This window comes from Stenotrophomonas lactitubi (assembly GCF_002803515.1).
GTDB classification, from domain to species: Bacteria; Pseudomonadota; Gammaproteobacteria; order Xanthomonadales; family Xanthomonadaceae; genus Stenotrophomonas; species Stenotrophomonas lactitubi.
The window spans coordinates 219,027-237,518 of record NZ_PHQX01000001.1 but is presented as its reverse complement, the minus strand read 5'-3'; the positions used below and the strand labels follow the sequence as shown (position 1 = coordinate 237,518).

Annotated in this window: 17 protein-coding genes and 1 tRNA gene; 7 read left to right on the top strand and 11 right to left on the bottom strand. The window is 66.9% G+C overall.

What is annotated here, in order from left to right:
• Positions 1 to 287: 287 nt before the first annotated feature.
• The 8 genes from ychF to CR156_RS01020 all read right to left on the bottom strand — a co-directional run bounded on the left by ychF (position 288) and on the right by CR156_RS01020 (position 7,249).
• Complete coding sequence (gene ychF / locus CR156_RS01055) at positions 288 to 1,379, bottom strand: redox-regulated ATPase YchF (RefSeq protein WP_089238969.1); 1,092 nt, start codon at positions 1,377 to 1,379, stop codon at positions 288 to 290.
• Between the two features lie 122 nt (positions 1,380 to 1,501).
• Positions 1,502 to 2,080, bottom strand: coding sequence for an aminoacyl-tRNA hydrolase (gene pth, locus CR156_RS01050; protein WP_089238967.1), 579 nt, complete (start codon positions 2,078 to 2,080; stop codon positions 1,502 to 1,504).
• A 50-nt stretch (positions 2,081 to 2,130) separates the two neighbouring features.
• Positions 2,131 to 2,748 carry a 50S ribosomal protein L25/general stress protein Ctc gene (locus tag CR156_RS01045; RefSeq protein WP_100551634.1) on the bottom strand — a complete coding sequence of 206 codons (618 nt, stop codon included), beginning with the start codon at positions 2,746 to 2,748 and terminating at the stop codon, positions 2,131 to 2,133.
• Between the two features lie 107 nt (positions 2,749 to 2,855).
• On the bottom strand, positions 2,856 to 3,815 hold the full coding sequence (locus tag CR156_RS01040) for a ribose-phosphate diphosphokinase (RefSeq protein ID WP_025879147.1): 960 nt from the start codon (positions 3,813 to 3,815) through the stop codon (positions 2,856 to 2,858).
• A gap of 138 nt (positions 3,816 to 3,953) precedes the next feature.
• Positions 3,954 to 4,030, bottom strand: a tRNA-Gln gene (locus CR156_RS01035).
• An 11-nt stretch (positions 4,031 to 4,041) separates the two neighbouring features.
• The gene (gene ispE, locus CR156_RS01030) at positions 4,042 to 4,911 is read right to left on the bottom strand and encodes a 4-(cytidine 5'-diphospho)-2-C-methyl-D-erythritol kinase (RefSeq protein WP_100554050.1); all 870 of its coding nucleotides are present in this window, start codon (positions 4,909 to 4,911) and stop codon (positions 4,042 to 4,044) included.
• Entirely contained in the window at positions 4,908 to 5,567 is a 660-nt protein-coding gene (gene lolB, locus CR156_RS01025; RefSeq protein ID WP_100551633.1) for a lipoprotein insertase outer membrane protein LolB, read from the bottom strand. The genes ispE and lolB overlap by 4 nt, the downstream gene beginning before the upstream one ends.
• Positions 5,564 to 7,249, bottom strand: coding sequence for a tetratricopeptide repeat protein (locus tag CR156_RS01020; RefSeq protein WP_207764185.1), 1,686 nt, complete (start codon positions 7,247 to 7,249; stop codon positions 5,564 to 5,566). Before CR156_RS01020 ends, lolB begins: the two co-directional genes overlap by 4 nt.
• 63 nt (positions 7,250 to 7,312) lie before the next feature.
• Here CR156_RS01020 and hemA point away from each other — a divergent pair, with 63 nt between their 5' ends.
• Genes hemA through ppk2 form a run of 4 tightly spaced genes read left to right on the top strand, consistent with a single transcriptional unit; the run spans position 7,313 to position 12,197 of the window.
• Positions 7,313 to 8,596, top strand: coding sequence for a glutamyl-tRNA reductase (gene hemA / locus CR156_RS01015; RefSeq protein ID WP_100463152.1), 1,284 nt, complete (start codon positions 7,313 to 7,315; stop codon positions 8,594 to 8,596).
• Positions 8,574 to 9,656 (top strand): peptide chain release factor 1, encoded by a 1,083-nt coding sequence (gene prfA / locus CR156_RS01010; RefSeq protein ID WP_089238955.1) that lies wholly within the window; start codon positions 8,574 to 8,576, stop codon positions 9,654 to 9,656. The genes hemA and prfA overlap by 23 nt, the downstream gene beginning before the upstream one ends.
• A gap of 5 nt (positions 9,657 to 9,661) precedes the next feature.
• Entirely contained in the window at positions 9,662 to 11,368 is a 1,707-nt protein-coding gene (locus tag CR156_RS01005) for an O-linked N-acetylglucosamine transferase, SPINDLY family protein (RefSeq protein ID WP_100551631.1), read from the top strand.
• A 46-nt stretch (positions 11,369 to 11,414) separates the two neighbouring features.
• Entirely contained in the window at positions 11,415 to 12,197 is a 783-nt protein-coding gene (gene ppk2, locus CR156_RS01000; RefSeq protein ID WP_100554049.1) for a polyphosphate kinase 2, read from the top strand.
• A 637-nt stretch (positions 12,198 to 12,834) separates the two neighbouring features.
• Here the strand turns inward: ppk2 and CR156_RS00995 are convergent.
• Positions 12,835 to 13,398, bottom strand: a complete 564-nt coding sequence (locus tag CR156_RS00995) for a TlpA family protein disulfide reductase (protein ID WP_099820219.1) — start codon at positions 13,396 to 13,398, stop codon at positions 12,835 to 12,837.
• Positions 13,395 to 14,669, bottom strand: coding sequence for a YihY family inner membrane protein (locus tag CR156_RS00990; RefSeq protein ID WP_100463142.1), 1,275 nt, complete (start codon positions 14,667 to 14,669; stop codon positions 13,395 to 13,397). Before CR156_RS00990 ends, CR156_RS00995 begins: the two co-directional genes overlap by 4 nt.
• Positions 14,670 to 14,746: 77 nt before the next feature.
• Between CR156_RS00990 and wrbA the strand changes: the two genes are divergently transcribed.
• From wrbA to CR156_RS00975, 3 genes are all read left to right on the top strand, one after another.
• Positions 14,747 to 15,340: an NAD(P)H:quinone oxidoreductase gene (gene wrbA, locus CR156_RS00985; protein ID WP_093818977.1), complete on the top strand. Its 594-nt coding sequence runs from the start codon at positions 14,747 to 14,749 to the stop codon at positions 15,338 to 15,340.
• The gene (locus CR156_RS00980) at positions 15,337 to 15,672 is read left to right on the top strand and encodes a DUF2069 domain-containing protein (RefSeq protein ID WP_100551630.1); all 336 of its coding nucleotides are present in this window, start codon (positions 15,337 to 15,339) and stop codon (positions 15,670 to 15,672) included. Before wrbA ends, CR156_RS00980 begins: the two co-directional genes overlap by 4 nt.
• A 79-nt stretch (positions 15,673 to 15,751) precedes the next feature.
• The gene (locus CR156_RS00975) at positions 15,752 to 16,237 is read left to right on the top strand and encodes an asparaginase domain-containing protein (RefSeq protein ID WP_033830416.1); all 486 of its coding nucleotides are present in this window, start codon (positions 15,752 to 15,754) and stop codon (positions 16,235 to 16,237) included.
• A 117-nt stretch (positions 16,238 to 16,354) separates the two neighbouring features.
• Here the strand turns inward: CR156_RS00975 and CR156_RS00970 are convergent, their stop codons facing one another.
• Positions 16,355 to 18,094, bottom strand: coding sequence for a S8 family peptidase (locus CR156_RS00970; protein WP_100551629.1), 1,740 nt, complete (start codon positions 18,092 to 18,094; stop codon positions 16,355 to 16,357).
• Positions 18,095 to 18,492 lie beyond the last annotated feature (398 nt).

Here is an 18,492-nt window from a genome sequence, read left to right as displayed (position 1 = left end):
GCGTTTCAAGGAGTGGCTGTTTTTTGTCCAGGCGCCTCATTGGTTTTCCACACGCCACGTGGAAAGCCGTGGGGGTTTGGTGTGGACAAGTCGCCGCGAGCCATGCAGGCCAAGCGTTTCAACGCGTGGTGAATTTATGTCCACCGCCACCCGCAACACCGGGCTGGCGCTTCCGCAGCGCAGATGCGCAATGACACTGCCAGCGTGTGCGCCTTCCGACAGGCGCCCGATACAACAAGACCCCGCATTGCGGGGCCCTGTTGGCAATCACTGCGCTGCGTCGTCGATCAGACGTTGAAGCGGAAATGCAGGATGTCACCTTCCTGCACGCGGTATTCCTTGCCTTCCAGGCGCAGGCGACCGGCTTCCTTGGCGCCAGCTTCACCCTTGTACTTGATGAAGTCGTCATACGCGATGGTTTCGGCGCGGATGAAGCCCTTCTCGAAGTCGGTATGGATGACTGCGGCAGCCTGCGGCGCGGTGGCGCCCTTGCGCACGGTCCACGCGCGGACTTCCTTCACGCCTGCGGTGAAGTAGGTCTGCAGGCCGAGCAGGCTGTAGGCCGCGTTGATCACGCGGTTCAGGCCCGGCTCGCTCAGGCCGAGGTCGGCCAGGAACGTATCGCGGTCTTCGTCGTCCAGCTGCGACAGCTCTTCTTCGATCGCCGCCGACACCGGCACCACCTGTGCGCCTTCTTCGGCGGCACGGGCGCGCACGGCGTCCAGGTGCGGATTGTTCTCGAAACCGTCTTCCAGCACGTTGGCGATGTACATCACCGGCTTCAGGGTCAGCAGGAACAGATCGCGCACCAGCGCCTTCTCTTCCTCGTCCAGACCTGCCGAACGACCGGCCTTGCCGTCGGCCAGCGCGGCCTGCAGCTTGGCCAGCACCGGCTTGCGTGCCGCTGCATCCTTGTCGCCGCCCTTGGCCGCACGCTCGGCACGGTTCAGTGCCTTCTCGACGCTGTCCAGGTCGGCCAGGGCCAGTTCGGTATCGATGGTGTCGATGTCCGAGATCGGGTCGACCTTGTTGTTGACGTGGATGACGTCAGCGTTCTCGAAGCAGCGCACCACGTGGGTGATCGCATCCACTTCGCGGATGTGGGCGAGGAACTTGTTGCCCAGCCCTTCGCCGCTGGCGGCACCGGCCACCAGGCCGGCAATGTCGACGAACTCGACCGCAGTCGGGATGACCTTCTGCGGGTTGATGATCGCTGCCAGTTCGTTCAGACGCGGATCCGGCACCGGCACGATGCCGACGTTCGGTTCGATGGTGCAGAACGGGAAGTTCGCCGCGGCGATGCCCGCCTTGGTCAGCGCGTTGAACAGGGTCGACTTGCCGACGTTGGGCAGGCCGACGATGCCGCATTTGATACCCATGGGTGACAGCTCTCTGGGGTGAAAGTGATTGGTGAAACAGCGCGCGCGCCGCTTGGCCAATCCATCTCGGTGTTGCCGATCAACATCTGTGCCAACCAAGGTTGGCACCTACCCAAAACGGGTTACTTCGGGGTGTGCAGCCGCTTCATCGCTTCGCTGAAATCGCCCTGCACTGCCAACGGCAGCACGTCGATCGCATCGTCGATGGCGCGCGAGATCAGTACTTCATCGTCCTTGGAGGGGCGTCCCAGCACCCAGCCCACCACGCGGTCCTTGTGGCCGGGATGGCCGATGCCCACGCGCAGGCGATGGAACTTGCCATGGCCGAGCAACCGGATGGTGTCACGCAGGCCGTTCTGTCCGCCGTGGCCACCGTCGAACTTCAACCGCGCCACGCCGGGCGCCAGGTCCAGTTCGTCATGGGCCAGCAGGGTCTCCTCCGGCTCGATCTTCCAGAACCGCTGCGCGGCGGTGACCGACTTGCCGCTGAGGTTCATGAAGGTGGCGGGCTTGAGCAGCCACACCGTCTGCCCAGCGATGTCGACCTTGGCGGTCTCGCCAAACAACTTGCTGTCCACGTTCCATCGCGCACCGGCCTTTTCAGCCAGGGCCTCAACGAAATGAAACCCGGCATTGTGCCGGGTCCGGGCGTGCTCCGATCCGGGGTTGCCCAGACCGACGATCAGTCGCAATCCTGCCATCGTTCCATCCAGATACGGCGCCTGCCCCGAGGGACAGGCGCCGCGGGGTATTACTCGGCCGCTGCTTCTTCAGCGTCGGCAGCATCCTGCTTGCCGTGCTTGGCAGTGACGATCGCGTCGTCGTGGTCCTTGCCCAGCGCCAGCGCCGGGATTTCCACGCCCTTCGGCAGCTTGATGTCCGACAGGTACACAACGTCGCCAGCCTTCAGCTCGCCCAGGTCGACTTCGATCGACTCCGGCAGGTCCTTCGGCAGGCAGGTGATGGCCACTTCCTTCAGTTCGTGGGCGACCACGACGTCGGCAGCCTTACCAGCCGGCGAGGTGTCTTCGTTGATGAAGTGCAGCGGAACCGAAGCGGTCAGCTTCTCGTTCTCGTTCACGCGCAGGAAGTCCAGGTGCATGATCAGCTGCTTGAACGGATGGCGCTGCATGTCACGCAGCAGCACCTTCTGCACCTGGCCGTCCAGGTTCAGGTCCAGGATCGAGGCATAGAACCACTCGTTCTGCTGGGCCAGCCAGATTTCGTTGTGGTCCAGGCTGATGGCGACCGGTTCGGCGTTGCCGCCGTACACGATCGCCGGGATCACACCAGCGGTACGCAGGCGGCGGCTCGCACCCTTACGCTGCAGTTCACGCTTGGTGACCTTGATTTCATGGGTCTTCGACATTTTCGACTACTCGGTTGTTGCCTTGCCTTGCGGCTTGGCGGTTGAAGGCACTTCCGCGACCAGAAGTGCCCAGTGTGTCCCTGCCGTTGCCGGCGGGGACGAAAAAATCAATCGACGTACAGCGAGCTGACCGACTCGCCGAAGGCGATGCGGCGCATCGTTTCGGCCAGCATTTCCGCCACGCTCAGCTGGCGGATCTTGCTGCACACCCGCGCGGCGTCCTTCAGCGGGATGGTGTCCGTCACCACCAGCTCATCGAGCTGGGAATTGGTGATGTTGTCCACCGCCGGGCCCGACAGCACCGCGTGGGTGCAGTAGGCGGCGACCTTGAGCGCACCGCGCGCCTTCAGGGCAGCGGCAGCGGCGCACAGGGTGCCGGCGGTATCGACGATGTCATCGACCATCACGCAGGTCTTGCCTTCGACGTCACCGATGATGTTCATCACGGTGGAGACGTTGGCGCGCGGACGGCGCTTGTCGATGATCGCCAGGTCGGCGTCATCCAGGCGCTTGGCCACTGCGCGGGCACGGACCACGCCGCCCACGTCCGGCGACACCACGATCAGGTTCTCGGTGCCGTAGGCGCGCCAGATGTCGGCCAGCAGCAGCGGAGAGGCATACACGTTGTCGACCGGAATATCGAAGAAACCCTGGATCTGGTCGGCGTGCAGGTCGACGGTCAGCACACGATCAGCGCCGGCGGTGCTGAACATCTTCGCCGCCAGCTTGGCGGTGATCGGCACGCGCGAGGAACGCATGCGGCGATCCTGGCGCGAGTAGCCGAAGTACGGCACCACCGCGGTCACGCTGGCCACCGATGCGCGCTTGAGCGCGTCGATCAGCACCAGCAGTTCCATCAGGTTTTCCGCGCTCGGCGCCGAGGTCGGCTGGATCACGAACACGTCCTGCTTGCGGACGTTCTCTTCGATTTCCACCTGCACTTCGCCATCGGAGAAGTGCGAGACCAGCGCCTTGCCCGGGCGGACTCCCAGTTCCTTGCAGATGTTCTGCGCCAGACGTTTGTTGGCGTTGCCGGAAAAGACCAGCAGGTTCGGGGACTCTTGCATCATGATTGTCTCGGGCGGGGACGAGTGGCGGGGATCCGGTAGCGGCAAGGACCACTGCGGCCCCTGCTGCTGACAACACCGCGGCTGTTCCCACGTCCCGCGCAGATGATGCGCTGGAAGGCGCGGACGCAGCCGCATTGGCAGGGGCGGGAGGATTCGAACCTCCGAATGCCAGGATCAAAACCTGGTGCCTTGGGCCTCTTGGCGACGCCCCTGCATTGATGAATCAGTGTTGCTCGAGTGCATCCAGCAGTGGCGAACGTGCAACGCCCGCAGCCACCCTTGCCCGCAACTCCTTCGACAACTTCGCTCGTCCCTGCTCGGCGGCAGCCTGCGAATCGAACTCGACGAAACAACCACTTCCCGAACCGGTCAGACGTGCCGTGCCGATGTCGCTCAACGCAGCAAGCACGACCTCGACGGCAGGCTCACGGCGGCGCAGCACCGGTTCGAACACGTTCCCGACCAGCGTGCCGGAAGCGAAGTCCTCTATTTTCGCCTGTGGACTGTCGCGCGTCAAATCCGGATCAGCGAACAGGAGGGGCGTCGGCACATGAACGCCCGGTTCGACCACCACATACCAGGCCTGCGGCAGGGTGATCGGCTGCAGCCGCTCGCCCACCCCTTCGGCCCAGGCGTTGTGGCCACGCACGAACACCGGCACGTCGGCGCCAAGGCGCAACCCCAGCGCAGCCAGCGCATTTTCGTCCAGCCCCGCGCCCCATAGCCGGTTCAGAACCACCAGTACGGTGGCCGCATCGGACGAACCGCCGCCGAAACCGCCGCCCGCAGGAACATGCTTTTCGACGATGATGTCGACACCTTTCTCGACATTCGCCACTTCTTTCAGCATCCGCGCTGCGCGAACCGCCAGGTCATCGGCTTCGGCGACGCCGGCCAGGCCATCGCCCTGCCGTCGCACCTGACCGTCTTCACGCAGGCGCAGGCCGATCCGGTCGCCCCAGTCGAGCAGGCGGAACACCGTCTGCAGCTCGTGGTAGCCGTCGGCACGGCGGCCGGTGATGTGCAGGAACAGGTTCAGCTTGGCCGGGGCCGGCCACCAGGACCAGCCCGCGTCATCCACCCGCGCGTTCATGGCGCGCCCTGGCCCCATTGGTCGACCAGCAGGCGCACCTTGGCGTCGCCATTGACCGCTTCGACCCTGCGCGGCAGGGCCGGACGCCCGGCTTCGGCGGGGTACCAGTCCAGATACTGGATCACCCACCCCATCTGCTGCATGCGCCGCGGACGGCCATCAGCATCACGGTCGATCTTTCCCGGCCCAGCGCTGTCGCCGGCAACCAGGCCGCGTACCCAGTCCGGCAGCTGATTGACCGGAATATCCCAGCCGGTCGCCTCCAGCAGCAGCGCCTGCGCGTCTTCACCCTCCCGCGGACCACCGGCCAGTCCCTCCAGGCGCCCGGCTTCATGGTGGGTATCACCGCTCAACTTCCAGCTCTGGCGGGTCACCGGCGCGCTCAGTTCGACGACATAGCGCTGGCCTTCCTGTTTCCAGTCGATGCGGCCGCTGCCACCGTCCTTGCCCTTGCTGACCGCCACCCGGCCCTGGAAATTCCAGTCCGCTGCCGATCGCAGCGCTTCCACGCGCGCGACCTCGGTAGCGGCCGCTTCGGCGGAAACGGTGCTGACCACGGCCGGTGCCGGCGTCTTCTGCCGGCCAACGGTGGTACAGGCACTCAGGGCCAGGGTCACGGCCACCAGCAGCAACGGCCGGATCGTGCAAACACTCATGGATTGAATTTCTCGCGGGCGCGCAGCAGCGCGCGGTTTTCAGGGTCGAGCCGGGCCGCTTCCTCGAAGAAGTGACGGGCTTCATCGTGCTTGCCCAGTACCCACAGCACCTCGCCCACGTGGGCGGCGATTTCCGGGTCCTTGGCCAGCGTCCAGGCGCGGCGCAGCTGTACCAGCGCGTCGGCGTTGCGTCCCAGCCGATACAGCACCCAGCCATAGCTGTCGACGATGGCCGCGTTGTCCGGCTCGGCCACGCGCGCGCGGTCGATCAGTTCGAGCGCTTCCTGGTAGCGGCCGGTACGGTCGGCCAGGGTGTATCCCAGTGCGTTCAGAGCCGGCACGTTCTCCGGCTCGGTCACCAGGATCTTGCGCAGATCGGCCTCGGCGCGGGCGATGTCATCGCGACGCTCCCAGGCCAGCGCACGGGCATACAACAGGCCGTTCTCGTCCGGATACGCCGCCAGGCCACGGGCCAGTGCATCGATCTCGCCGGGAAGGTCGTCGGCGCGCTGGCGCAGCTCGGCTTCCAGCAGATACGCATCGCGCCGCACATCGTCATCCACCCCGGCATCGGACTGGATCGCATGCACTTCATCCAGCGCCAGCGACTGCCGGCCCGCCAGACCCTGTGCATTGGCCGCGCGCAGGCGCGCTTCATTCAGTTCATTGCCGCCAGGCACGCTGTGGTACCAGTTGACCGCTTCCGGGTAGCGCTTGAGGTACTCGGCGATCTTGCCCAGCAACAGGCGCTGGGCCGGGTCCGGCTTGGCCGCCTGCCGCGACAGTTCGTTGTACAGATTGGACAGCGCGGCCTTGTCGCCCTGCTTGGCCAGCAGCGAAGCGCGCATGCCCCACGTCTGCACATTCTGCGGACCGACCGCCAGCACGCGTTCGGCCGCTGCCGGCTGGCCGAGGCTGTCATAGGCGATGGCCACCGCATTGCGCAGTTCCGGATCCTGACGGGTCTTCGGTTCCACCCCACGCAGCAGCGACAGCGCCTGGTCGGTCTGCCCGGCCTGCTGCAGCTGGCTGGCGCGCAGCAAGGCAACGCGCGGCTCCTCGGGGAAGCGCTTGACCACCTCATCGATCATGCGCCGCGCCAGCTCGGGCTTCTCCATGCGCAACGCCAGGCGTCCAAACTCCTGCCAGGCCTCGATCTTCTGGGGAATGGCGTTGGCATCGACCAGCTCGCCCAGCACCTGCGCCGGCACGGCCGGATCGCGGCCGCCGCCGATCAGGGCACCCAGGGCAAACTTCCAGCCCTCGTCGCCCGGATCCTGCAACAAGGCCTGAAGCTCGCCGCGCGCAGTCTTCACATCGCCCTGGCGCATCGCCAGCGCACCGGCGGCGCTGCGCATCGCCAATGAGCGTGGCGCACGCTGCTGCCACAGGGCCAGGCCCTTGGCCGCAGCATCATCTTCGTTGGCCAGCATGGCGATGCGGGTCGCCCGCTCGGCCAGGCCGGCGTCGCCGTCGGTCTGCTGGGCGGCCTGCAGGTACCAGCGCGCGGCCTCGGCCAGCTTGCCCGCCTGCAGGGCGAACTCACCAGCCAAGACCGGCTCCAGCGCCAGTTCCTCAGTCACCGCGGGCCGTGCGGGCGCCTTGGCGGGCACCGCCGCCAGGGCCTGGGCACAGGCCAGAGACAGCAGCAGAACACTGGGGATGCGAATCAATGCGGGCATCGTCGGCATCGGGGCCTTAAAATGTCGTCCAATGGCCAGCAGCTTATCGCAAGCAACTGAACAATGACCCTGTGGGTGCTCGGACTGAATCACCAGACCGCACCGGTGGAACTGCGCGAACGCGCAGCCTTCGCCGGTGACGCGTTGCCGCGCGCGCTCGGTTCGCTGCGCGATACCCCGCAGATCGCCGAGGCGGTACTGCTGTCCACCTGCAACCGCACCGAGCTGTATGCCGTCGCCGAGTCCGCGCAGGCACTGGACCAGTGGCTGCACGCCCAGGCCGGCGACCTGCAGGGCTATCTGTACCAGCACGCCGATGCCGATGCCGTGCGCCACCTGTTCCGGGTGGCGACGGGGCTGGATTCGATGGTGCTGGGCGAGCCGCAGATCCTCGGCCAGGTGAAGGATGCCTGGTCGACCGCGCGCGACCACGGCCTGCTCGGCCAGCGCCTGGACCGGTTGTTCCAGCAGACGTTCTCGGTGGCCAAGCGCGCGCGTACCGATACCCAGGTCGGCGCCAACCCGGTCTCGGTGGCCTCGGCAGCGGTACGCCTGGCACAGAACGCATTTGCCCGCCTCGATGATTCCACCGTGCTGCTGGTCGGCGCCGGCGAGACCATCGAACTGGCCGCGCGCCACCTCAGCGAAGGCAAGGTGCGGCGTCTGCTGATCGCCAACCGCACCCTCGCCCATGCGCAGGAACTGGCCAGCCGCCATGGCGGTGTGGCGCTGCCGCTTACCGAGCTGGAACGCCACCTGGCCGAGGCCGACGTGGTGTTCTCGGCCACCGCCGCCCGTGAGCCGGTGATCCACCGTGCCGCAGTGGCCAACGCCCTGCGTGCGCGCCGGCACAAACCGATGCTGCTGTTCGACCTGGCCGTGCCGCGCGACATCGAAGCCGACGTTGCCACGCTCAAGGATGCGTTCCTGTACACCGTGGACGATCTCGAGCGCGCGGTGGAAGACAACCGCCGCAGCCGCCGCGAGGCCGCCGCTGAGGCCGAGACGATCATCGACCTGCAGGTCTCGCGCTTCGTGGAAACGCTGCAGGCCAGTGCCCACCAGGCACCGCTGCGGCAGCTGCGCGCCTTCGGCGAGGCCACCCGTGCCGAACTGCTGGAACGCGCGCGCCAGCAGCTGGCCAACGGCAAGCCGGCCGACGAAGTGCTGGAACTGCTTGCCCACGGATTGACCAACCGCCTGCTGCACCCGCCGACCGCCGCCCTGCGTGCGGCCGCGCTCAGCGGCGACGCCGACCTGACCCGCGCCGCCGAGCGCCTGTTCCCGGCGACGCCGGGTTACCGCCACCCACCTGTGAGAACCGATGACGCCGACCCTGCGCCGTAAGTTGGAAGCGCTGGCCGAGCGCCGCGAAGAACTGGAACGTCTGCTCGCCGAACCGGAGGTGGTCGCCAACAACGCGCGCTTCCGCGATCTGTCGCGCGAGTTTTCCCAGCTCGAACCGATCGCCACCGCACTGGCCGATGAAGCACGCGCCAAGGCCGACCTGGCTGCGGCCGAAAGCATGCGTGCGGACCCGGACCTGCGCGAGCTGGCCGACGAGGAAATTGCCGCCGCGCAAGCCCGCCTGCAGGAACTGGAGCAGGAACTGGCGCTGCTGCTGGTGCCGCGCGACCCGCGCGATGAAGGCAACCTGTTCCTGGAAGTACGCGCTGGCACCGGTGGCGACGAGGCGGCGATCTTCGCTGGCGACCTGTTCCGCATGTATGCCCGCTACGCCGAGCGACAGGGCTGGAAGGTCGAGATCGAATCGGACAATCCCGGCGAACATGGCGGCTACAAGGAAGTGGTGGCACGCGTGGTCGGCCGTGGCGCGTTCTCGCGCCTGAAATTCGAATCGGGCACGCACCGCGTGCAGCGCGTGCCGGCCACCGAATCGCAGGGGCGCATCCACACCTCGGCGGCAACCGTGGCGATCATCCCGGAAGCCGACGAAGTCGATGAGATCGTCATCAACCCGGCTGACCTGAGAGTCGACACCTACCGTTCTTCCGGCGCCGGCGGCCAGCACGTCAACAAGACCGAATCGGCGATCCGCATCACCCACGTGCCCAGCGGCGTGGTGGTCGAATGCCAGACCGAGCGCAGCCAGCACGCCAACCGGGACAAGGCGATGAAACGCCTGAAGGCACAGCTGCTCGATGCCGAGCGCCAGCGCCATGACGCGGCGCAGGCCGAATCTCGGCGCCTGCAGGTCGGCAGCGGCGACCGCAGCCAGCGCATCCGCACCTACAATTTCCCGCAGGGCCGCATCACCGACCACCGCGTGGAAGGGCTGACCCTGTACGACCTGCCCAACGTGTTGGCCGGCGACCTGGATCCGCTGCTGCAGCGACTGAGCCACGAGCACCAGGTCGATGCCCTGGCCCAGCTTTCGGCCGGCTGACCCGCATGTCGGCCTGGCAGCAGCGGCAGCAACTGCAGCAGGCGATCGCGCGCCAGCCCGGCGACTTCGTTGCCTGGGTGATGCTGGCCGACCTGGAACTGGAAGCCGGCGACATTGCGGCCGGCGAGCAGGCCGCGCGACGCGCGCTGCAGCTGCGGCCCAATCATCCTGAAGCACTTGCCCGGCTGGGCCGGGTAGCGTGGATGGCAGGGGCGCACGCCGATGCCGCCACGCTGCTGGGCCAGGCCTCCGCGCTGGCACCGGAGCACCCGGGCATCGCGTTGTGGCTGGGGCACGCGCTGGAAGATGCCAACGATGCGGAAGGTGCATCGGCAGCCTATCGCCGCGCGCATGCGCTGATGCCCGATGAGCCGTATATCGCCGCACAGCGCCTCGCCTGGCAGCGTCGCCTGTGCGATTGGCAGGACGTGGATGCGCTGGCCGCCCAGGTGCGCGGCGCGCTTGCATCTGGCCAGGGCGTGGTTGAGCCCTTCGCGTTCCTCAGCGAAGACGCCAGCGCGGCCGAACAGTTAGCCTGTGCGCGTGCGCGTGCGGCCGCCGTGGCGGGGTCGGTGCGGCCACTGCCCCCGGTGAAGCTGCGCGAACGAGGTCCACTTCGCGTGGGCTTCCTGTCCAACGGTTTCGGCGCTCATCCCACCGGATTGCTGACGGTGGCACTGCTGGAACACATGAGCCAGGACCCGGCCCTGCACCTGCATCTGTTCGCGCTCAACGCCGAGGATGGCAGCCGCATCCGCCAACGCCTGCAGACCGCTACCCAGCTGCATGACGTGGCGGGGTTGCGCCATGCCGATACGGCCGCACGCATCCGTGCACAGGGCATCGACCTGCTGTTCGACCTGCGCGGCTGGGGTGGCGGTGGCACACCGGAAGTACTGGCGATGCGCCCTGCCCCGCTGCAGCTCAACTGGCTGGCCTACCCCGGCACCTCCGGTGCTCCGTGGCTGGATGCCGTGATCGCTGACCACTTCACGCTGCCGCCCCCGCTGGAACCGCACTACAGCGAACGTGTGCTGCGCCTGCCGCGCGCGTTCCAGCCTTCGGACAGCACTCGCATGCTGGAGCCGGCACCAGAGCGCGTGGCATGCGGGCTGCCCGCGCAGGGCACGGTGTTCTGCTGCTTCAACAACAGCTACAAGCTCAACCCGCGCAGCATGGGCCGCGCGTTCGCGGTGCTGCAGGCAGTACCCGGCAGCGTGCTGTGGCTGCTGTCCGGCCCCGGCCAGGCCGATGCGCGGCTGCGTGCCGCGGCGCAGGCTGCTGGACTGGACCCGGCGCGCCTGGTGTTCATGGCCAAACTGCCGCATCCGCAGTATCTGGCCCGCTATCAGCTGGCCGACCTGTTCCTGGATACAAACCCGTACAACGCACACACCACCGCATCGGATGCCCTGTGGGCCGGCTGCCCGGTATTGACCTGCCCCGGCGCCACCTTCGCCGCGCGCGTGGCCGGCAGCCTCAACCATCAGCTGGGCCTGGAGCACATGAACGTCGCCGACGACGCGTCGTTCATCGCCACCGCCAGCGCACTCGGCAACGATCCGGCCGCCTTGGCCGCAGTGCGCGCCGAACTGGCGCAGGCACGCGAGCGTAGTGGCCTGTTCGACATGGCAGCTTTCGCGCGCGATCTGTCCGCACTGCTGCAGCAGCTGGCCCGCGAACACGGCTGGCAGGGCCTCGACACGCCCTGACATCGCCCTGCGCTACGCTCGGGCTTCCTTCCCGCGTGGTATGACGATGGCCAAGCTCAAGCGCAAGGAATACGACGAACTGCTGCAGCCGCTGCAGCTGGAACTGGCTGCGATGGCGCGCTGGGTGCAGCACAGCGGGCAACGCCTGCTGGTGCTGTTCGAAGGACGCGATACCGCCGGCAAGGGTAGCGCGATCCAGACCATCAGCGAGCACCTCAACCCACGCCAATGCAGGGTGGTGGCGCTGCCCAAACCCACCGACCGCGAAGCCACGCAGTGGTACTTCCAGCGCTACGCCTCGCATCTTCCGGCTGCCGGCGAGATCGTGCTGATGGACCGCAGCTGGTACAACCGCGCCGGCGTTGAACGGGTGATGGGCTACTGCAGCGAGACCGAGTACCAGCAGTTCCTTCGTCAGGCACCGGTGTTCGAACAGCTGCTGGTGGATGACGGCATCCTGCTGTTCAAGTACTGGTTGTGCGTGGACCAGGAGCAGCAGGAAAAGCGCTTTGCCGAACGCCATGTCGATCCACTGAAAGGCTGGAAGCTGTCGCCGGTGGATCTGAAGTCACGCAGCAAGTACAGCGCATACACCGAAGCGCGCGAGGCAATGCTGCGCGCCACCCATCGCGACGGTGCGCCGTGGACGCTGGTGGATTTCAACGACCAGCGGCTGGGCCGCCTGACCCTGGCCCGCAACCTGCTGGACCGGCTGCCGGACACGCGGGTGGATGCGCCGCTGCCGGAGCTGCCGAAGCTGAAGGGCAAGCTGCATCGCGAGCACTACGACGTGCTGAAGCCGATCGAGGATTTTCCGGTCAAGGAGTAGGGGTGGTCGGCAGGGCGTGCGGCCCTGCACCTGCTACAGGCAACGGCAACAGCCGAAGCAACGGCCGAAGCGGCATTCCGTGGGATGGCGGGGCGGTGTCGGATTGCGGGGACGCCGCAAGTACGTCCTTGTAGGCTTGGCAGCCGCTTGCTCGTGTGCGCGATCCTGCGCACACGGCAAGACCGGGGTTGGGCGTCCTGCCCAACCCGCCCGAGGCATGCCTCGAGCCCATGCGGCTGACACCCCGCAATCCGACACCGCTCCACCTTCGACAGATTTCCGGTGGCTGATGGATTCACGCTATGCGTGAATGAATCTCCACTGAAATCGAATATTTCGACAATTGAACGAAGAGCATCCACGCATGGCGTGGATCTACGTGTCGACCAAGGTCGACACCCACCAAGAGCAGACCATGCCATTCCGACAGTTCGCGAGAATCTGTCGAAGGCGGGGTGGGTCCGGTTGCGGGGGCGTGAGCGCCATGGATGGCGCGACCGAGCTTACATGGACGTACTTGCAGCGTCCCCCGCAACCGGACCCACCCCGCCTACCCTCAGGAAACCCGCTTCTGCTGTTGCTTCGGCTGTTGCTCTGGCCTCTGCAGGTGCAGGGCGCAGCCCTGCCGACCCACCTGTTACTTGGCAGCCGCGATCTGCTGTTCGATGTCGGCGGCGGTGACCGGGCCCAGGAAGCTGTGGGCCAGCTTGCCCTGCGGATCGATCAGGTGGGTCAGCGGCAGGCCGCGCGGGGTGGCGAAGTCGGCCGGCGGATCGAACGGATCGACGATCACGATCGGATAGGTCACCGGATGCTTGGTCAGGAACGACTGCATCTCCGGCGCCTCGATGTCCTCGTAGGCCAGGCCAACCACTTCGATGTTGCTGCGCATGGCATGCAATGCCGACAGCTCGGGCATTTCCTTGCGGCAGGGTGCACACCAGGTCGCCCAGAAGTTCACCACCACCCACTTGCCGCGATGTGCGGCCAGGTCGTAATCGCTGCCATCGACCGCCTTCATCTTCAGCGTCGGGAACTCGGCAGTGACACGCTCGGCGGGCGTGTCCTCCACCGGCGCCGGCGCGGCCGGGGTCGGTGCCTGCGCGGGCGGCTGGCTGCTGGCCGGGGTCGGCTCCTGCGCGGGTTTGCAGGCGGCCAGGGCCAGCAGCGCAGCCAGCAGCAACGGGGTCTTGCAGGTCATGGGGCGTCTCCAGAATCAGGGTAGATGTCGCTGACGCGACGCTTGAGGCGTTCACGCAGCGGCAGGCGCAACTCATCCAGCGCGGCCAATGCGGCCCGGCCAAGGCTGTCATCGCGGTAAGGCAGGTGTTGTTCGGCCACCGGAATGCGCAGCTGCGTGCATTCGTACAGATCGCCCAGGCTGACCTGGTCCAGGTCACGGGCCAGCAGCCATTCCCCGCGCTCATCACGGCGCAGCAGGCCGATGCCCTCCAGGTTGCAGGCCAGGTCCTGCAGCAGCGAGTCGGTCAGCATCGGTTCCAGCCGCAGGATCTCGTCGTCGGCCAGACCCCTGCCTTTGGCGCGTGCGTGCTGGAAGCGCCCGAGCAGGCGCAGCAGGCCATAGAACTCGTAGCCCTGCGGCAGGCGAAGTTCCACCGGCTGGTAGCGGAAGGCCGCCATCGACGATGCCAGCGACGCGCCCAGCAGCACGGCCACCCAGCACAGGTAGATCCACAGCAGCAGGATCGGCACGAAGGCCACCGTGCCATACAGCTTCTGGTAGGACTGGAAGCTGCCCAGGTAAGCACCGATGCCCCACTTCACCAGCTCCAGGATCACCGCGGCGAGAATCGCACCCGGAACCGCGTGGCGCCACTTCACGGTGTGGTGTGGCACCACCCGGAACATCAGGGTGATGCAGACGAATTCGATCAGGATCGGCGCCAGCCGCAACGCGAGATCGGCCAGCCAGCGCCCCTCCTGCGTGCCGAACAGCGGCATCGCGAACACCCGCGCCGACACGGCCAGTGAAGCGGCGGCAAGCATCGCGCCGAGGGTCAGCACCGTCCAGTAGACCAGAAAGCGGGTCAGTCGTGGCCGGCTGCTGCCGACGCGCCAGATCTGGTTGAAGGTCTCTTCAACACTGTTGAGGGTGATCAGCAGCGAGATGACCAGGGCGATGAAGCCGGCGGCCGTGAGCTGGCCTGCGCTGGCCGAGAACTGCCGCAGGTAGCCCTCGGCGGCGCGCGCGGCATTGGGCACGAAGTTGGAGAAGACGTAGTCGCTGAGCTGGTCGCTCCAGCGGTCGAACACCGGGAAGGCCGAGAGTACGCCGAACACCACGATCGCCAACGGCACCAGCGCGAACACCGTGGTGTAGGCCAGCGCGGCGGCCGCCTGGAACAGGCGGTCGTCGAGGAAGCGGCGCCACAGGAAGCGGCCGAAGCTGGCGGCGCGTGCGCGATCCCGCGCGCGCTCCATCCACAAATTGAGCGTATCCAAAGGTTCCATCGGCGAAAGGGTACCCGATGCGGAATCGGTGCAGGATAGCCATACTGGCGTCCACACGATGAGGAGAGCTGGGCGCGATGGGCGAAATCCTGGTGCTGTACTACAGCCGCGGCGGTTCGGTGGCACGGCTGGCGCGCCAGATCGCGCGCGGCATCGGCGAGGTGCCGGGCATGGCGGCGCGGCTGCGCACGGTGCCGCCGGTGGCTGCCGTCACCCAGACCGCGCAGCCCCCGGTGCCGGACGATGGCGCGCCGTATGTAAGCGTGCAGGACCTGGTGGAGTGCCAGGGACTGCTGCTGGGCAGCCCCACCCGTTTCGGCAACATGGCCGCGCCGGTCAAGCATTTCCTCGACGGGCTCGGCGCCGAATGGGTGAACGGCACGCTGGCGGGCAAGCCGGCCGGGGTGTTTACGTCCACCGCGTCGATGCATGGCGGCCAGGAGTCGACCCTGCTGTCGATGCAGGTGCCGCTGCTGCACCACGGCTGCCTGATCGTCGGCATTCCGTTCACCGAGCCGGCGCTGAGCCACACCACCAGTGGCGGCACGCCGTATGGCGCCAGCCACGTGGCCGGTGCCGCCGACGACCCGCAACCGACCGACGATGAGGCGGTTCTGGCACGGGCGCTGGGCCGGCGCGTGGCCGACATCGCGCAGCGGCTGGCACGATGAGCGCCGCGCCGCGCACCGTGCTGCTGCTGGCCTTGATGGGGTTGGCGGCGCTGTTTGCCGGCTGGTTCATCAACGACAGGCACTGGCTGGCCACCCAGCTGGTGTTCACCGCGCCACCGCTGGCGCTGGCCATCGCCCTGCGGCTGGGCTGGCGCAAGGCCGGGTTCTGGGCGGCGGTGCTGGCCCTGGGCTGGTTCAGCCACGGCGTGATGAGCGCCTGGAGCCATCCCGAGACCCGCTGGCTGGCGCTGATCGAGATCGCGCTGGCGCTGCTGGTGATCTTCTCGGCCAGCCTGCCCGGCCTGCGCGCCCGTTTCGGTCCGCGGCGCTGACGCTGCGCCCGGCGGGCCGTATCATCTGCGTTCCCGGCCCCGCGCCGCTGTACCTGCCTTGGTTTCGCGCATGCACATGATGGAAGAGCTCCTGGTCGTCACCACCGGTGGCACGATCGACAAGATCTATTTCGACGACAAGTCGGACTACCAGATCGGCGACCCGCAGATCGGCATGATCCTGCGCGAACTGGGGGTCACGTTCCGGTTCAACGTGATTCCGATCCTGCGCAAGGATTCGCTGCACATCAACGACGACGATCGTGAGCTGATCCGCGCGACGATCGCTGCGCAGCCCACCCGCCACGTGCTGGTGACCCACGGCACCGATTCGATGGTGCAGACCGGCAAGGTGCTGGCGACGATCCCCGACAAGACCATCGTGATGACCGGTGCGCTGAGCCCGGCGCGTTTCCGTGGTTCGGATGCGGAGTTCAACATCGGCTGTGCGATCGGTGCGGTGCAGTCGCTGCCGGCGGGGGTGTTCATCGCGATGAATGGCCGGATCTTCGATCCGCAGCATGTGCGCAAGAACGTGGCGGCGAACCGGTTCGAGTCGGTTTGAGGGATTTGTAGTGCCGAGCCCATGCTCGGCAGCCCTCTGATAGCCGAGCGTGGGCTCGGCTCTACAAAAAAACACCCCGGCCGAAGCCGGGGCGTGCCCATGGAGAGGGGCTTGGGCTCAGTACTGGGCGTTGAGGGTCACGCCCGAGAAGGTGCTGTAGGCCTTCACCCGCACGTGCCATACGCCGGCAGCGGGGCTGTTGACGGTGCAGGTCTCGTTGTTGCCACTCAGGTACGGGCGGCAGGTGTAGACGGTGTCGGTCGGGGCACTGCCCTGGCGCAGGTACAGGTCGGCGTCACCGCTGCCGCCGCTGATCGCCACGCGCAGCTGCGCGCTGCCAGCCGGGACGTTGACGGTGTAGCTGAGCGATGCGCCGCTGGCCGCGCCAAGGCCGGTGACCGGCACGTTGTTCTGCAGCACGGTGCCACCCGGGTTGGGCGTGGTGCCGTTGATCGCGGCTGTCACCGCGGCATCGGCGTCGATGATGCCGGCGCCGCAACCACCCGAGCACGCACCCGGCAGCGGACGCGCCGTGCTCTTGATGATGCTTTCCACCTGCGCCGGGCTGAGCGGGCTCGGTGCCACCGACTGCATCAGCGCAACGACGCCAGCCACGTGCGGCGCCGCCATCGAGGTGCCGTTGTAGGACGCATAGCTGGCGCTGCCCGGGGTGGTGGTGCCGCTGTTGAGGGTGGACAGGATGCCCTGGCCCGGTGCGGAGATGTCGATGCCGGTGCCGTAGTTGGAGAAGCTGGCACGTGCACCTGCCGAGGTGGTCGCGGCAACCGCGATCACGTTCGGGCAGTTCGCCGGAACCGACGAGGACACGTTGGTATTGCTGTTGCCGGCAGCGACCACCACGGTGGTGCCACGGCCGACCGCGCCGTTGATGGCGTTCTGGTAGGTGGTCGAGCAGCTGCCGCCGCCGCCCAGTGAGAGGTTGATGACCTCGGCCGGATTGGCGTTGGCCGGCACACCGCTGACCGTGCCGCCGGAGGCCCAGACGATAGCGTCGGCGATATCGGAGGTATAGCCGCCGCACTTGCCGAGCACGCGCACCGGCACGACCTTGGCATTGAAGGCGGTACCGGCCACGCCGGTGCTGTTGTTGGTCACCGCAGCGACCGTGCCGGCCACGTGGGTGCCATGCCAGCTGGAGTTCGAGCCCGGGTAACCGGCCTGGCACTCGTTGTCGCCGTACCAGTCACCCTCGTCGTTGGGATTGCTGTCACGGCCACCACCATCGCGCGCCATCGCCGCGTCGCTGATGAAGTCATAGCCGGGCAGGATGTTGGCGTTGAGGTCGGCATGGTTGGTGATGCCGGTATCGATCACGGCCACGACCACGCCGGTGCCGGTGGCCTTGTCCCAGGCCGGGCGCACGTTGATCGACGCGTTGGACGTACCGAAGCCCCACTGCTCGCTGAAGCGGGTGTCGTTCGGGGTCAGCGTCGGGCGCATGATCTGGTCGACTTCGACGTATTCCACGTTCGGGTCGGCGGCGAGCTTGCGCATCAGCAGTTCGGCGTCGGCCTGGTCCAGTGCACGGTCGGTCCTGACCACGGTGGAGCCGACAGCGAGCTTGCGGACCTGCTGCAGGCCCAGCGCGCGGCCCTGGCTGCTGGCGATGCCGGCAGCAGCGGTCTTCAGCGAAGAGGCGAGTGCGGTGGTGTTGGCCACCGGCGCACTGCCGTCGCGGTACTTCACGATGAACCGCTGATGGGTCGGCGCGGACTGCAGGCCGCTGAGCTGGACATCACCGGCCAGCGCAGGCGTGGCCAGCAGCAGCGATGACAGGACGGACGCACCAAGGACCACCCACACACGACGCACACGCGGTTGCGTTACCTGGGACATCGGATTTCCCTTCTAATGGTAGGAATGCCGGAATCGGCAGAAGCACCGGCCTGAACCGTGGGCTGGCTTGCAATGGCGAGGTTCGGGTCCGGCGAGCCAGCGGATTCCCCTGACCATCCGCTGTGTTGATGACGCTAGTGGCTCAAACCGGACACCACAAGATTTTCAGCGTCTTTTCAGCAAGATGAAATGTTGGATCTGAGACTTTCCGGGTCGAGGGTTTGTGAAGGTGAAGGAACTTTCGCGTCACCTGCACAGACCTGACTGCGCAATGTCCTGTCTCATCATGTCTTTGCTGACATCGGCGTCGGTAGATTCGGGGTCAGATCCCTTTTCCTGCGGAAAAGGGATCTGACCCCAGGCTCACAACGCAGAAAGCCCGTCACAAGGACGGGCTT

Excerpts from the sequence above, each read along its gene's own strand:
- CR156_RS00990 (WP_100463142.1), bottom strand. The coding sequence starts at position 14,669 with ATGGAACCTTTGGATACGCTCAATTTGTGGATGGAGCGCGCGCGGGAT.
- pth (WP_089238967.1), bottom strand. The coding sequence starts at position 2,080 with ATGGCAGGATTGCGACTGATCGTCGGTCTGGGCAACCCCGGATCGGAG.
- ppk2 (WP_100554049.1), top strand. The coding sequence starts at position 11,415 with ATGGCCAAGCTCAAGCGCAAGGAATACGACGAACTGCTGCAGCCGCTG.
- CR156_RS01005 (WP_100551631.1), top strand. The coding sequence starts at position 9,662 with ATGTCGGCCTGGCAGCAGCGGCAGCAACTGCAGCAGGCGATCGCGCGC.
- ychF (WP_089238969.1), bottom strand. The coding sequence starts at position 1,379 with ATGGGTATCAAATGCGGCATCGTCGGCCTGCCCAACGTCGGCAAGTCG.
- CR156_RS00980 (WP_100551630.1), top strand. The coding sequence starts at position 15,337 with ATGAGCGCCGCGCCGCGCACCGTGCTGCTGCTGGCCTTGATGGGGTTG.
- CR156_RS01040 (WP_025879147.1), bottom strand. The coding sequence starts at position 3,815 with ATGCAAGAGTCCCCGAACCTGCTGGTCTTTTCCGGCAACGCCAACAAA.
- ispE (WP_100554050.1), bottom strand. The coding sequence starts at position 4,911 with ATGAACGCGCGGGTGGATGACGCGGGCTGGTCCTGGTGGCCGGCCCCG.
- wrbA (WP_093818977.1), top strand. The coding sequence starts at position 14,747 with ATGGGCGAAATCCTGGTGCTGTACTACAGCCGCGGCGGTTCGGTGGCA.
- CR156_RS01045 (WP_100551634.1), bottom strand. The coding sequence starts at position 2,748 with ATGTCGAAGACCCATGAAATCAAGGTCACCAAGCGTGAACTGCAGCGT.
- CR156_RS00995 (WP_099820219.1), bottom strand. The coding sequence starts at position 13,398 with ATGACCTGCAAGACCCCGTTGCTGCTGGCTGCGCTGCTGGCCCTGGCC.
- prfA (WP_089238955.1), top strand. The coding sequence starts at position 8,574 with ATGACGCCGACCCTGCGCCGTAAGTTGGAAGCGCTGGCCGAGCGCCGC.
- CR156_RS00975 (WP_033830416.1), top strand. The coding sequence starts at position 15,752 with ATGGAAGAGCTCCTGGTCGTCACCACCGGTGGCACGATCGACAAGATC.
- hemA (WP_100463152.1), top strand. The coding sequence starts at position 7,313 with ATGACCCTGTGGGTGCTCGGACTGAATCACCAGACCGCACCGGTGGAA.
- lolB (WP_100551633.1), bottom strand. The coding sequence starts at position 5,567 with ATGAGTGTTTGCACGATCCGGCCGTTGCTGCTGGTGGCCGTGACCCTG.
- CR156_RS01020 (WP_207764185.1), bottom strand. The coding sequence starts at position 7,249 with ATGCCCGCATTGATTCGCATCCCCAGTGTTCTGCTGCTGTCTCTGGCC.
- CR156_RS00970 (WP_100551629.1), bottom strand. The coding sequence starts at position 18,094 with ATGTCCCAGGTAACGCAACCGCGTGTGCGTCGTGTGTGGGTGGTCCTT.